Genomic DNA, 13,068 nt, shown 5'->3' on the forward strand with positions numbered 1-13,068 from the left:
CCGGGTGCGGGCGCACGGGCTACCAGAGCTCGCCTCGGGATCGGCCGAGGACGTCGCCGTCCTCGTCGAGCGCGGTGACGGTCGCTCGGTCCAGGTCGGCCTGGGTGAGTACGTCGTCGGGGAGCCAGAAGAGGGCGAGCCCGTCGGCAGCGCTGGTGTAGGTCTCACCGGCCACGTGGATCTCGACGCTCCCGACGTCGGCCGAGGTCCGGGCCACGACGTACACGTCGGCGAGGGTTCCGCCCAGCGGCCCGGGGTCGGCCGCACCTGCGGTCGCGAAGGACACGTGCCGGCCGGACGGGAGGGTCTCCTCGACGCCGGCGCTCTGCGCAGTGACCTGGAACCCGCCGCCGTCGGTGGTCTCCAGTGCGCAGGTCGCGTAGTCGCGCCCCTGGCGGAAGTAGGCCAGGACCAGGTCGTCGCGCAGCTCGGCGGCCACGGGCAGGGTGGTGCCCGCCAGGTGCCAGCCCGGTTCCGTGGCCCCCTGGACGGTCGTTCTGAACCTCCTGGCGTCGGTGCCGCACTCCGCCTGCACGTCGGCGAGCTGCCCCGCCGACAGGTTGGTGGTGGGGCCGGACCACGAGGCGACCTGGAACGCCGGGGCGGGCTCCGGGGCGGGCTCCGGGGCGGTCGCCCCGACGGACGGGCGGTCCGGCTGCTGCCCGTCGAGGGCGGTGACGCCGATCGCCGCCACCGCCGCCACCGCCATGGCGCCGGACGCCGCCAGGGCGAGGCCGCGACGCCGACGGCGTCGCAGGTGGTCGCCCCGGGCGAGGACGTCGGCGGCCGGCGTGTCGAGGGTGAGGTCGGCGGCGCTGGTGCGCAGAGCCTGCTCCAGGTCGGTGCTCATGAGGGGGTCCCTTCGGAGATGGTGAGGTGCTCGCGCAGGGAGGCGAGTGCGTGGTGGAGGTGGGCGCTCACGGTCCCGGGTGACACGCCCATCGACCGGGCGGTGGACCGGGTGTCGAGGTCGAGCAGGTAGCGCAGGACCACCACCTCGCGCTGGCGGGGCGGCAGCCTCCGGATGGCGGCCACCAGGTCGACCCGGCCGAGCTCGTCGGTGACCGGCAGGTCCGGGGCGGCGTCGGTGACCACCTCCCGCCGTCGGGTGCGCCACCAGGAGGTGTTCTGGTTGATCGCCGTCCGCACCACCCAGGCCGCAGGGGAGTCCATGGCGCCGACGACGCGCCACCGCGACCAGGCGCGGGCGAACGCCTCGGCCACGGCGTCCTCGGCGCGGTCCGGCGCCATGCCGCTGGCGACCGCTGCGCGCAGGCACCGGTCCTTCTGCGCGGCGTAGAAATCGACGAACTCGGGGGTGCTCACACCCTGATGACGCATCGGCGGTCCCATCGCTTGAGTCCGCGCGCCCTGGAGTTACGGCGCCCCGCCCTCGCTCGTCGGCGCAGCGTACCGATCGGGGAAGGAGGCCGGGGTCTGTGCGAGGGCGCTCAGCCCTGCGCCCGCAACCGTTCTCTGCGAGGTCTCCGGCGCTGAGCGGTCGCACCGCCGACGCCGGAGGACGGCGTCGGCGGCGACCAGGAGCAGCACGCCGGCGAGGGCGTCGAGCCACCTAGGTGTTCGGCGCGCGGAACAGCGCCTCCGCGTGCACCGCCGCCTGGATGGCCGCCTCCGACGGGAGCAGGAGCAGCTCCTGGAGCCGGTGCACGGTCTCGGCGTGACCGAAGGCGACCTCCTCGCGACCGCTGACGAGGGTGCGGCAGAGGTTGTCCAGGCCGAACAGCGCGCTCACGAGCGCCAGCTCGGCGGCGGAGCGCGCCAGCAGGTCCGGCCTCCGCGGGCGGGAGGCGGCTCGGCGACGGTGGCTTCGTCGACGGTGGGCATGCTGGCGGCCCGGGTGGTCGGTCCGAGGGACGCTCAGCCGGGCTGCCCGGCGCCGGCCGTGGCGAGCGGACCAGCGTCCTGGTCGCCGTCCTGGTGGGCGTCGTCGGTCTTCTTCGGCCGCTCGGGTCGGTGGCGGGGGCCCATCGGCGCCGGGGGCCGGGCGTTGGCCCGGTTGGTCCACCGGTCGACCAGCAGGACGTTGAGCAGCAGCCCGACGGCGCCCCAGATCGCGATCAGCAGCAGGTCGCGGCCCACGCCGGTGCCGTCGAGGTAGACGATCGACCGGGCGACGTCCACGGCGGCGGGCAGCGGCAGCACATCCGCCATCGGCCGGAAGAACTCGGGGACCATGTAGAGCGACAGGCCGCCTCCGGAGGCGGGGGTGCCGGCGAGCATGACCACGATCATCACCGGGACGAGCGCCCCCATCCCGAAGGCCCGGATGAGCACGGCGCTGACCCAGGCCACCGAGAACACCGTCAGGGACCCGTAGCCGATCAGCTCCAGGGCGTGCCCGTTGACGGCGCCGATCAGCACGTCGAAGAGGAACCACAGCCACACTGAGATGCCCACCGACCAGCCGGCGACCAGGGGCAGCAGCTGCCGGGTGCGGGTGAGGTCGGGCGCCCCGCCGCGCATGACGGCGAAGAAGAGGAAGCCGGCCATGATCCAGCTCATCCCGACGTACAGGCTGTTGCTGCCGCCGGCGTCATCGTCGGTCAGCGGCGCGATGTCCTCGGTGACCAGCTCGCCCCCGCTCTCGGCGGCCACGGCCGCGAACATCTGGGTCACGGTCGACTGCTGGCTGGCGCCGGCGCCGCCGGCGGTCACCAGGGTCGGGTCCGCGCCGGGACCGGTCGGCAGGACGTACGCCGCCACCAGCTCCTGGCTCCGGACCAGGTCGGTGGCCTCCTCGGTGGTGTCGACCTGCCGCAGGTCGAGGTAGTCGCCGAGGCCGGTCTCGAGCCCGGAGAGCGCCTCGTCCGCCTGCGCGGCCGGGCCGACCACCGCGACCGGCATGTCGCGCACCTCGGGCTGGTGCATCGAGAGGCTCATCAGGCCCACGACGGCGATCACGATGCTGAGCGGGAACAGGGCCACCGCGGTCAGGCGGGTGCGGTACGGCGCCACCGGGCCGCCGGCCAAGGCGGAGAGCGGGGCGTCGGGCTCGGTGTAGAGCGGTCCGCCGACCACCAGGTGACCGGAGCGCCGCTCCTTGGCGATCGCGAGCCCGGCGCCGGCGACCAGCCACAGCGCGAGGGTCAGCAGGTGTCCCCAGAATCCGTCGCCGTCGAAGTAGATCGCCGAGCGCAGCGCCTCGCCGGCCGCCGGCAGCGGGAGCACGCCGTGCAGGAACCCGAAGAATCCCGGCATCGAGTGCGTCGGCATGGCCAGGTTGGACGCGGGGACGCCGAAGACGACCCACAGCAGCATGCCGAGGAGCACCGCGAACGGGCCGAGCACCTTGGTGAACAGCAGCTGCGTCGCCGCGACCGCCGTCACCGCGAGGGTGCCGACGCCGAGGAACAGCGGGTAGTGGCCGTCGACGGCGCCCACGACCGGGCCGAGGAGCAGCCAGATCAGCGAGCTGGTGACCGCGCCCCAGCCGAGGGCGAGGGGGAGGAAGCGGCGGGCCCGCAGCAGGTTCGGCGTACCCATCAGGATCCCGCTGAGCGGCACGTAGCCGGCCAGCATCATGCCCATCGCGGCGAACAGCACCATGGTCCCGGAGCCGTCCCCCTCGGGGAGCGGCTCGAGGTCGACCCGCTCGACCGTCCAGGACTCGCCGATCGCCGCGGCGCTCAGCATCCGGTCGACGGTCGTGGCCTGGGAGGCGCCGCCGGCCATCGCGCGGTAGACCGTCGCCGTACCGCCGGGGGCGGGGACGGAGATCGCGCCGGCGACCTCCTGGTCGCCGATCAGCTCCGTGGCCTCGTCCACGTCGTCGACGAGGCGTACGTCGAGCGCCTCGTCCGCGCCCGCTCGCAGGTCGTCCGCGAAGCGCTCGGCGGACGCGCCCTCGCCGACGACCGCGACCGGCAGGTCGCGGGGCTGCGGGTCGTGCATGGTGCCCATGTAGGTCGCGTACATCATCGTGACGATCAGGAACGGCATCACGAACAGGGCGATCAGGCGGCCCTTGCGCTCGGCCGGCGTCTCGGGCGGGGGCGGCGGATACTTCACGGCGTCGGTGGTCGTGGACACGACAGTTCTCCTCGGGGGGCGCCCGGATCGGGCGCAGCAAGCAACGGGCGGAACCCGTTCGGGCCCGAGGGGCCATAATAAGTCACATGGCGTAAAACGCCCAAAGCCCTAGAGTCGGGTCGATCCGTCCGCCGAGAGAGGAAACCATGCCCCGTCCGGGTGTCCGCGAGCCGCTCCTCGACGCCGCGGAGCGGCTCTTCGGCGAGCACGGCATCCCCACCGTGTCCGACCGACAGGTGGCCGAGGCGGCGCACAGCAGCAACCACTCCGCGGTCCACTACTACTTCGGCGGTCGCACCGGGCTGCTGCAGGCCCTGCTCGACCGCCACCACGAGGCGGTCGAGCCGGGGCAGCGACGGATGTTCGAGGAGTCCGACTCCCTGCTCGGCGACGTCCGTGCCCTGGTCATCCCGCTGACCGACGTGCTCGCCGGGCTGCCCGCCCCGTCCTGGCGGGCCCGCTTCCTGCGCCAGGCGCTGCTCGATCCCGGGACGGCGGAGCTGCTGCGCGAGGGCTCTCGCTGGTCCGGGACCTCGGCGCGGATCGTCGCCTCGGCCGCGGAGCGGCTCTCGGACCTGGACCCCGCGATCGTGGAGGCACGGACGCGGTTGGTGGTCTACGTGGTCGCCACCGCCTGCGCGGAGTACGAGGAGCGCGTGCAGCGGTCCGGCGAGCCGCCGCGGTGGGCCGACACCGGCGCCTTCCTGTGCGACGCGATCGCGGGCCTGCTGCAGGCGCCGATCAGCCGCGTCCCGGGGTGAGCCCAGGGGGCGTCGGCTAGGTTGCGCGGGTGCCCCGCATCAGCGCCGGGTCGCTGGAGGAGCATCGTGTGGACCTCCGGCGCCGGGTCTTCGACGCCTTCGCCGAGCTCGTCGGCGAGCGCGGGTACGACGCGACCTCGATGGCCGCGATCGCGGAGCGCGCCGGGATCGGCCGCACCGCGATCTACCACCACTTCCCCGACAAGGCCGCGGTCGTCGTCGCCTTTGCCGGGCACGAGACCGACCGGTACGTCGCCCGCCTGCGGGAGGTGCTCGGGGCCACCGACGACCCGGTGGAGCGGCTGCGCACCTACGTGCGCCACCACCTGGCGGCCGACGAGGAGTTCCACCTCGGCCTCGGGCCGCGGCTGGTCGGCATGCTCTCGACGGAGGCCCGGCAGGAGATCCGCGCCCACGTCGGGGCGGTCGAGGAGGTGCTCCGCTCGATCCTGATCGACGGGGTCGCGAGCGGCACGATGGTCGTCGAGGACGTCGAGGGGACCCTGCCGCTGATCCACGCGTGCCTGGGCCCGCGGCACCTCCCGCCCCGCACGATCGAGTCGTTCGTGCTGCGGGCGGTCGGTGCCGCGGGCCCGGGGCACGCGGTCCGCTGAGGAGGGGTCAGCGGGTGACCTTGAGCCGCACCGTGCGCGAGACCGCCCGGTAGGCCGCGGACCCGGCGTACGTCGCCTTCACCGTGTAGCTGCCCTTCGGCAGCTTCGGGAGCGCGACGGTGGCCTTGCCCTTCGCGAGCTTCGCGGAGCGGGTCTTGACGACCTTGCCGCTCTTCTTCGCGACCTGGACCTTCACCGTGCCGGTGGCCGTGCCGGCCTTGCCGGACAGCACGACCTTGACCTTGCCCGCCTTCTTCGGCGTGGGCTTGGTGAGGACCTTGACGGTCGCGGTCGGCTTGGTCTTGACGGGCGCCGGGGCGGCCAGCTGCGACCAGTCGATCTCGATGCGGGTCTCGGTGTCCTGCGTGGGGTTGGAGTGGCTGTGCGCCTGCCAGGTGTAGACCGAGTACTCCCGCGTCGGGTCGAGCTTCGCGGTCGGCGCGACGAGGCCGGCGGTGAACTCGCCGCCCGGCATCTGCGCCGGCGAGACCCAGGCCGCGGCCGCGAAGGCCGACTGGCCCTCCTGCGAGCCGGTGTCCGGGATGCCACCGGACTCCGCGAGGCCGACGTACACCCCGGCGTCGCCGGGGTTGGTCACTGCGGTGAAGCCGGTGCCGGCGACGGAGAGCTCGAGCCCGTCGGCGTACGACGCGCTGACGGTGGTCACCTCGACCGCGGGCGGCGCCTGGGTCGCCTGGGCGGTCAGGGACGCCGGGGCCTTCTTGACATCGGAGCTGGCGCCGGAGGCGTAGAAGTGGGCGCGCACGCCGGAGGTCAGCTGACCCAGGAAGTCACGGTGGAAGGACTTGCCGTCGACAGGCTTGCCGGCCCCGATCCCCAGGGCCGCGGCCTCGGGGCTGTCGGCGGCCAGGACGCCGGCCCAGTCGGGGGTGGCGGTGATCGAGCCGAGCCCGTCGGCGGTCGTCCAGTCCGGGGCGTCGAACGTGGTGATGGTGACCCGCTTCGGCTCGGTCGCGGCTGCAGGGCCACCCATCGCCGCGGCGTTCGAGGCGGAGACGACCGCGGTCAGGACGCCCTCGCCGACGGCGTCGACGGTCACGGTGGGGTCGGCGATGGTCACGGTGTAGTACGTCGTGCCGGCCATGGCGAACGAGCCCGCGACCGAGCCGTCGTACGCGATCGACGCGGCGCCGGTCCCGGAGTCGAACGACCCGACCCCGGCCGGGAAGGTGACGACGCCGTCGGTGGTCTCGGTGGCCCCGTCGGCGAGGACGTGGGTGGAGAGGTGGTCGTCAAACTGCTGGGAGATCTCCCAGGCGAGCACGGGTGCGGCCGCGGGCGCGGCGGACAGGGCGGGTGCCGGGGCGACCAGGGCCAGGCCGGAGGCCGCGAGCGCGGTGGTGGCTGCGCCGGCGACCCAGCGGGTGGGACGGATCATGGGGTCCTCTTCTCTCGGGTGACGCGGTCGCGTCGGGGGTCGGGGAGCAGCAGCACCAGGGCCGCCGCGAGCAGGAGGCCGCCGCCGACCCACCACGGGGAGACGGGCAGCGGCTCCTCGAAGGCCGGCGCCGGCCGTGCCGAGACCAGCTGGGTGCTCGCCGGCAGGGCGGCCGGCGCGGTCGGCGCGGTCGCGCCGGTGGGTACGGCGGCGGCAGCCGGCGCGCTCGGGACGACCGCCGCCGGTGGCGCCACGGCCGGCGTGGGAGCGACCGGCGCGGGGACGGCGGGCGCCACCGGCGGGCTGCTCGGTGTCGCGGTCGGCGTCGCGGTCGGGGACGGCGGGTCGACGGTCGGGTTGGTGATGGGCGGCTGCGTCGGCGGCTGGGTCGGGGTCGGGCCGGGGTCGTCCGCGGCGGCGTCGTACGACACCGAGAGCGGCAGCGGCACCTTGAACCGGTCCGTCGCGGACCCGGTGGAGAACCAGAACGGCGCGGTGCCGAGGCGGTCCTGGTACGCCACGAACGAGCGCGGGAAGGCACCCGCCCACTCGCTGTCCGTGACCTGGCCCGCGACGTCGCTGGTGACGCCGAGGTACGCCGGCTGCGCGATCACGCCGGTCGCGGAGCCGTCGCCGAGGTCGACGTCGGGGAGGTCGGCCAGGGTCACCGAGGCCGCGGGGACGGGCGCCCACGAGCCCGGGTCGTCGATCGAGGACGCGTAGCCGCGGACGGTGGCGGTGAGCGTGCCGCGGCCGTCGGCCACGTCGAGCACGGGGTCCGAGACGTGGAACATCGACATGCCGGAGTAGTAGAGGACGGTGACGTCGCCGTCCCAGGCCACCCGCGCCGTGCCCGCGGCGGGGTTCACCCAGCCCTCGCCGGACCCGATGGTGAACCGCAGCCCGCTCGTCGACCCGCTCGACGGCGACCCGAGCGGCTTGCCGGCGGCGTCGGTCGACAGCCCCTCCCAGGTGGCGGCGCGCCAGCGGGTGCCGCTCCACTTCTGGACCTCGACTGCCCCCGCCCGCTGCTCCCAGCGCGAGCGCGGCAGGGTGGTGCCGCCGCGGCCCGGGTCGGGCACCAGGCCCGCGGAGAGGAAGTTGAAGGTGTCGGGCGCGTGCGCGCGGTTGCTGGTCTCGTGGTTGACCCCCCAGCGGAGCACCGCGTCGTCGAGCGCGACGGCTCCCGGGGCGGCGGGGTCGGCCGGGTCATCGGCGGCGGCGCTGGCGGGGCTCGCGACCGCGAGGCCGGTGCCGAGGAGGACGGCGGCGGCCGCGGCGGCCGCCATGCGCTCACGCCGCACGGCGCACCCCCCGCTGCGTGACCCAGTGGGCCACCCGCTGCCGGACCCCGTGCCGCGACGCGAGCCGGGCGAGCGCCGCCAGCAGGACCAGCGCCGAGACGCCGGCGAAGAGCAGGCCGGCGCGGTCCTGCTCGGACTGCGCCGCGGCCGCGGGCGCCACGTCGGCGCCGGTGACGGCGAACCGCACGGAGGGCGGGTCCGCCACGCCGTGGACGCGCAGCTCGTGCGTGCCGGTGACGGTGTCCTCGGGGAGCGTGAGGACGCCGGCGACGCCCCCATCGGCGCCGACGAGGAACGGACCGGCTCCGGCGGCGCCGTCGTCCAGCACGACCGTCACCTGGCGGCTGGGCGGCAGCCCGGTCGCGGTGAAGGCCAGCACGTTCCCCACTGCGGCGGACGCCCGGTCCACCTCGAGGGCCGCGGGCGCGCTCGCGCCGGTGGCCGCGCCGCCGCCGGGCGTGGTCGCCGCGGGGACGTCGGGGGACCCGGGCGCCGCGGCGGGGGCGGTCGCGCCGGCTTCCGGCGTCGCCGAGGCGGCGGGGTCGGCCGGGGTGGCCGGAGTGGCGGCGCCGGACGGCGGCGGACCCCCGTCCTGCAGGGAGGCGACCCGCACGGGGGTGAAGGTCTCGTTGCGGGCGTTGTCGACCCCGTGGGCGCCGACGGTGATGATGCCGCAGGTCAGCTTCCGGCAGTCGACGGTGCGGACCCCGTCGTCCTGGTCGTAGGCGCGGAAGGTGGCGCCGGGGACCACCAGGCTCGTCGACCAGGCACCGGAGGCGGAGATGGTCCCGCCGTTGGCCGACCCGGCGGTGTCCGAGCCGGGGAACGACACGAACTTCTGGAAGCCCTGGTTCTCGCGCTCCTGGCTGTCGGGGACGTACCAGTAGTCCACACCGGACGCGCCGCCCTGGCTCGGCCGCCACGACCCGTCGACGGCGCCGAAGAAGACGTAGATGCCGCCGTGGCCGCCGCGGACCGACTGGAACCCGCTGCCGCGCACGGTCAGCGTGGTGGCGTACGTCGGGTCGACCACGGAGTCGCCGTCGGGATTGGCGACGGTGACACGCGAGGCCGCCTGGGCGGGGCCGGCTGGGACGACGAGCGGCCCGGCGAGGGCGAGCAGGAGGGCGGGGAGCAGCCTGGTCAACGCGGGCACGGGGCCTCCTCGAGCGAGCGGGCGCGGACCGGGACGACCACGAGGCGCCCGGCGTGCTCGACGACGTCGACCGGGTGGCCGTAGACGTCGCTGAGCAGGTCGCCGGTGAGGACGGCGGCCGGCGGGCCGTCGGCCCGGACCCGGCCCTCCGCGAGCACGCACACCCGGTCGGCGTACGCCGCGGCGAGCGAGAGGTCGTGCAGCACGACGACCGCGGCGGCTCCGGCCCGGACGGTGCGCCGCAGCACCTCCAGGAGCGCCTCCTGGTGCCGGATGTCGAGGGCGGCGGTCGGCTCGTCGAGGAGCAGCACCGGCGTCTCCTGGGCGAGCAGCCGGGCGAACGACGACCGGGCCTGCTCGCCGCCGGAGAGGGTCGGGAAGAGCCGCTCGGCGAGCTCGGTGACCTCGGCGCGGTCCATCGCGCTCGCCACCGCGCGGTCGTCGTCGTCGGCCTGCGGGGTGCGGTGCCAGGGGGAGCGGCCCATCCGGACGACGTCCTGGACCCGGAACCCGAAGGCGAGCCCCTGCTTCTGCAGCTGCACGGCACGCAGCCGGGCCAGGTCGCGGGCCGCGTGCCGCGCGAGCGCCCGGCCGCCGAGCTCGACGGTGCCGGAGCTCGGCGCCACGTCGCCCGACAGCACCCCGAGCAGCGTGGACTTGCCGGCGCCGTTCGGGCCGACCAGGGCGAGCAGCTCGCCGGGCCGCACCGTCACGTCGACGCCGTCGAGGATCGGGGTGCCCTCGATGAGCACCCCGACGCCGCGGGCCGCGAGCGCGGTCACGCCCAGCCCCCCGCCGTACGACGGGCGCGGCGCAGCAGCCAGAAGAAGAACGGCCCGCCGACCAGCGAGGTGATCATGCCGATCGGGAGGTCGGCGTACTCCACGGCGGTCCGTGCCCAGACGTCGGCGACGACCAGGAGCACCGCGCCGCCCAGGGCGCTGGCCGGCACGAGCAGACGGTGGCCGGGGCCGGCGACCAGGCGGACCAGGTGCGGCACGACCAACCCGACGAAGGCGATGATCCCGCAGAACGCGACCGCGGCGGCCGTGAGCACCGCGACCACGACGATGACCCCCAGCCGGAGCCGCTCGACGTCGACGCCGACGTGGCGGGCCGCCCGGTCGCCGAGGGCGAGGAGGTCGAGCCGGGGGGCGAGCAGGAGCGCGACCGCGATCCCGCCGAGGGCGAGCGGCGCGACGACGCCCACCTGCTCCCACCGCGAGCCGTTGAGGCTGCCCAGCTGCCAGAAGACGATCTCCTCGCGGGCCTGGGTGTCGCCGAGGAACATCAGGAAGGCCAGCGCGGCGCTGGTGACCGCGTTGAGCGCGATGCCGGTGAGCACCAGCGTCACGACCTCGGTGCGGCCGCCGTCGCGCGACATCAGGTAGACGAGCAGGGTCGCGACGAGGCCGCCGACGAAGGCGCACGCCGCGACCGTCCAGGTGCCGACGAAGGCGAGGTCGAAGACGATCACCGACGCGGCGCCGACCGCGGCTCCGGACGAGACCCCGACGACGCCGGGCTCGGCGAGCGGGTTGCCGAAGACGCCCTGCATCAGCGCGCCCGCGGTGGCGAGCGCGGCGCCCGCCAGCGCCGCCATCGCGACGCGCGGGAACCGGACCTGCCACAGCGTGCTCTCGCCCTGCGGGTGGGTGGGGAGCGGGCCCCAGTCCAGGCCGAGGCTGTGCAGCACGGCCCCGACGACCTCGGACGGTGGGACGTCGAGCTGGCCGTGCCCGGCGCCGACCACGAGCGCGACGAGGAGCGCGACGCCCAGCCCGCCGAGGAGGCCGACCCGGCCGGCCACGACGCGCGGCGACGTCCGCGGGCGCGCCGGTGCGGGGAGGACGGCGGTCACGACACCGCGTCCGGGGCGTACGTCGCGACGGCCAGCGCGTCGAGCACGGCGGCCGTGCCGGGACCGAAGCCCAGGACCGCACCGTCGTCCATCGCGACGAAGCGCCGGTTGCGGCCGGCCGGCGTCTCGGCGAGGGCCGGCAGCCGCTCGAGCAGTCCCTCGACGCCGCCGGCGGACGTGAGCCCGCCGCTCATCATCAGCACCAGGTCGGGCTGCGCGGCCACGAGCCCCTCGTCGGTCAGCGGCTTCATGCCGTTCCAGCCGATCTCCTCGGCCACGTCGTACCCGCCGATCGCCTCGATCAGGGAGTCGGCGCCGGAGCCCTCGCCGAACATGTAGTAGACGCCCGACTGGCCGCGCACGTAGAGGAAGACCATCCGCAGCCGCTGCCCGTCGTCGGCCGGCGCGACCGCCTCGATCTGCGCGCGCACCTCGTCGATCTCGGTCCGGGTCCGCTCCGCGAGCTGCGCCCCCTCCTCGGGTACGCCCAGGGCCTCGGCGACGTCGCGAACCAGGCTGGCGACGTTGTCGAGGCCGCGGTCGGGCTCGAGGACGACGACCGGGATGCCGGCGTCGCGCACCTGCAGGACGACGTCCCAGGGGCCGAGCGAGGTGTCGGTGATGAGCAGCGTCGGGTCCAGCCCGAGGATCGTCTCGGCGGAGAGGTCGTGACCCTCCTGGGTGACCAGGGGCAGGTCGCGCAGGCCCTCGGCCCGGGTGGACACGTCCCGTCCCACCAGGGTGTCCGCGAGGCCGAGCTCGGCCACGGTGCGGGCCAGCGTGCCGTGGACGTCGAGGGCCAGCACCCGGCTGGCGTCGGTCACGGTGACCTCGGTGCCCTGGGTGTCGGTCAGCGTGACGGGGAGCTGCTGCTCGGGTGCCTCCGCGATCGGGTCGACGGCGTCGTCCGGCGCGACCACCACCTCGCCCTCCCAGTCGCGGGGGTCGGCGAGCGGCTCGACCTCGGTGAGCGCCGGCGGGACGGCCGGCTCGGTGGCGTCCGCGCCGACCGCGCGCTCACCGGTGGAGATGCCGCAGCCGGCGAGCAGCAGGAGGGGGACGAGGGCGACGGAGGCCGCGGCGGCACGGCGGACGAGAGGGCGGAACACCGAGGTAAGGTAACACTAAATTAGGCAAGCCTTACCTATGGTCTGGACCGTTCTGACAAGGTGTCCAAATCTTTTTGACAGCCTGTCCGAACCCAGGTTCGATAGCGCCGAGTCCCCCAGCTCTGAGGAGAGCCCATGACCGTGCTCGACGCCGGCCCCGCCGCGCCCGCCCTGTCCGTCGCGATGCGGGAGGGGTCGAAGGCCGAGCACGAGGACGCCGAGGGCTCCACGTTCATGGCCGAGCTGCTCGACGGCCGCATCTCCGAGGCCGGGTACGCCGCGTACCTGCGCCGGCTGCGCGTCGTCTACGCCGCCATGGAGCCCGTGCTGCGCGACCGGCGGGACGACCCGCTGGTCGCGGCCGTGCACGACCCGGCCCTGGAGCGGCTCGCCGCGATCGACGCCGACCTCGACCACTGGGCCCCCGGCGAGCCCCGTGAGCTGGACGCCGGCGACTCGCCCGCGGCCGCGGCGTACCGCGCCCGGCTGGTGGGGGCCGACTGGGGCGGCGCCCTGGTCGCCCACCACTACACCCGCTACCTCGGCGACCTCTCCGGCGGCCAGGCGATCGGGCGGGTCCTGGACCGCGCCTTCGAGCTCGACGGTGCGGGCACGGCGTTCTACGCGTTCCCCGAGATCCCCAAGCCGAAGCCGTACAAGGACGCCTACCGCGCCCGCCTCGACGCGCTCGGCCTGCCCCGCGAGGACGTCGACCGCGTGGTCGCCGAGGTGAAGACGGCGTTCCGCCTCAACCAGGGGCTGTTCACCGAGCTCGGGGAGCAGCTCGACCGCTACCGGCGCCTGCCGGCCTGAT

At 75.2% G+C, this 13,068-nt stretch carries 13 protein-coding genes; 3 read left to right on the forward strand and 10 right to left on the reverse strand.

Features of this window, described 5'->3' with window-relative positions; translation table 11 throughout:
• Positions 1-19: 19 nt before the first annotated feature.
• From H4O22_RS04005 to H4O22_RS04020, 4 genes are all read right to left on the reverse strand, one after another.
• Positions 20-850 carry a hypothetical protein gene (locus H4O22_RS04005; protein ID WP_182525779.1) on the reverse strand — a complete coding sequence of 277 codons (831 nt, stop codon included), beginning with the start codon at positions 848-850 and terminating at the stop codon, positions 20-22.
• Positions 847-1,326, reverse strand: a complete 480-nt coding sequence (locus H4O22_RS04010; protein ID WP_220451282.1) for a SigE family RNA polymerase sigma factor — start codon at positions 1,324-1,326, stop codon at positions 847-849. Before H4O22_RS04010 ends, H4O22_RS04005 begins: the two co-directional genes overlap by 4 nt.
• Positions 1,327-1,573: 247 nt before the next feature.
• Positions 1,574-1,753 (reverse strand): hypothetical protein, encoded by a 180-nt coding sequence (locus H4O22_RS04015; RefSeq protein WP_182525781.1) that lies wholly within the window; start codon positions 1,751-1,753, stop codon positions 1,574-1,576.
• 125 nt (positions 1,754-1,878) lie between these two features.
• Entirely contained in the window at positions 1,879-4,050 is a 2,172-nt protein-coding gene (locus tag H4O22_RS04020; RefSeq protein ID WP_182525782.1) for an ABC transporter permease, read from the reverse strand.
• A gap of 146 nt (positions 4,051-4,196) precedes the next feature.
• On the opposite strand from H4O22_RS04020, the gene H4O22_RS04025 reads away from it, so the two are divergent.
• Complete coding sequence (locus tag H4O22_RS04025) at positions 4,197-4,811, forward strand: TetR/AcrR family transcriptional regulator (protein ID WP_182525783.1); 615 nt, start codon at positions 4,197-4,199, stop codon at positions 4,809-4,811.
• A 29-nt stretch (positions 4,812-4,840) separates the two neighbouring features.
• Positions 4,841-5,425 carry a TetR/AcrR family transcriptional regulator gene (locus H4O22_RS04030; RefSeq protein WP_182525784.1) on the forward strand — a complete coding sequence of 195 codons (585 nt, stop codon included), beginning with the start codon at positions 4,841-4,843 and terminating at the stop codon, positions 5,423-5,425.
• 7 nt (positions 5,426-5,432) lie between these two features.
• On the opposite strand, the gene H4O22_RS04035 is transcribed toward H4O22_RS04030, so the two are convergent.
• From H4O22_RS04035 to H4O22_RS04060, 6 genes are read right to left on the reverse strand one after another with little or no spacing between them, the layout of a single operon-like run.
• Complete coding sequence (locus H4O22_RS04035; RefSeq protein ID WP_182525785.1) at positions 5,433-6,824, reverse strand: HtaA domain-containing protein; 1,392 nt, start codon at positions 6,822-6,824, stop codon at positions 5,433-5,435.
• Positions 6,821-8,128 (reverse strand): hypothetical protein, encoded by a 1,308-nt coding sequence (locus H4O22_RS04040; RefSeq protein WP_182525786.1) that lies wholly within the window; start codon positions 8,126-8,128, stop codon positions 6,821-6,823. Before H4O22_RS04040 ends, H4O22_RS04035 begins: the two co-directional genes overlap by 4 nt.
• On the reverse strand, positions 8,118-9,284 hold the full coding sequence (locus H4O22_RS04045) for a hypothetical protein (protein WP_182525787.1): 1,167 nt from the start codon (positions 9,282-9,284) through the stop codon (positions 8,118-8,120). Before H4O22_RS04045 ends, H4O22_RS04040 begins: the two co-directional genes overlap by 11 nt.
• The gene (locus H4O22_RS04050) at positions 9,272-10,066 is read right to left on the reverse strand and encodes a heme ABC transporter ATP-binding protein (protein WP_182525788.1); all 795 of its coding nucleotides are present in this window, start codon (positions 10,064-10,066) and stop codon (positions 9,272-9,274) included. The genes H4O22_RS04045 and H4O22_RS04050 overlap by 13 nt, the downstream gene beginning before the upstream one ends.
• Entirely contained in the window at positions 10,063-11,145 is a 1,083-nt protein-coding gene (locus H4O22_RS04055) for a FecCD family ABC transporter permease (RefSeq protein WP_244963096.1), read from the reverse strand. Before H4O22_RS04055 ends, H4O22_RS04050 begins: the two co-directional genes overlap by 4 nt.
• Positions 11,142-12,254: a heme/hemin ABC transporter substrate-binding protein gene (locus tag H4O22_RS04060; protein WP_182525789.1), complete on the reverse strand. Its 1,113-nt coding sequence runs from the start codon at positions 12,252-12,254 to the stop codon at positions 11,142-11,144. The genes H4O22_RS04055 and H4O22_RS04060 overlap by 4 nt, the downstream gene beginning before the upstream one ends.
• 135 nt (positions 12,255-12,389) lie before the next feature.
• Between H4O22_RS04060 and H4O22_RS04065 the strand changes: the two genes are divergently transcribed.
• A complete protein-coding gene (locus H4O22_RS04065) occupies positions 12,390-13,067 on the forward strand; it encodes a biliverdin-producing heme oxygenase (RefSeq protein ID WP_182525790.1) in 678 nt (225 codons plus the stop codon).
• The last annotated feature ends 1 nt before the right edge of the window (position 13,068 follow it).

This window comes from Nocardioides dongkuii, from assembly GCF_014127485.1.
Lineage (GTDB): Bacteria > Actinomycetota > Actinomycetes > Propionibacteriales > Nocardioidaceae > Nocardioides > Nocardioides dongkuii.

What these genes read in the sequence shown, in the direction of transcription:
- H4O22_RS04025 (WP_182525783.1), top strand. Translation starts at nt 4,197, where the DNA reads ATGCCCCGTCCGGGTGTCCGCGAGCCGCTCCTCGACGCCGCGGAGCGG.
- H4O22_RS04005 (WP_182525779.1), bottom strand. Translation starts at nt 850, where the DNA reads ATGAGCACCGACCTGGAGCAGGCTCTGCGCACCAGCGCCGCCGACCTC.
- H4O22_RS04065 (WP_182525790.1), top strand. Translation starts at nt 12,390, where the DNA reads ATGACCGTGCTCGACGCCGGCCCCGCCGCGCCCGCCCTGTCCGTCGCG.
- H4O22_RS04035 (WP_182525785.1), bottom strand. Translation starts at nt 6,824, where the DNA reads ATGATCCGTCCCACCCGCTGGGTCGCCGGCGCAGCCACCACCGCGCTC.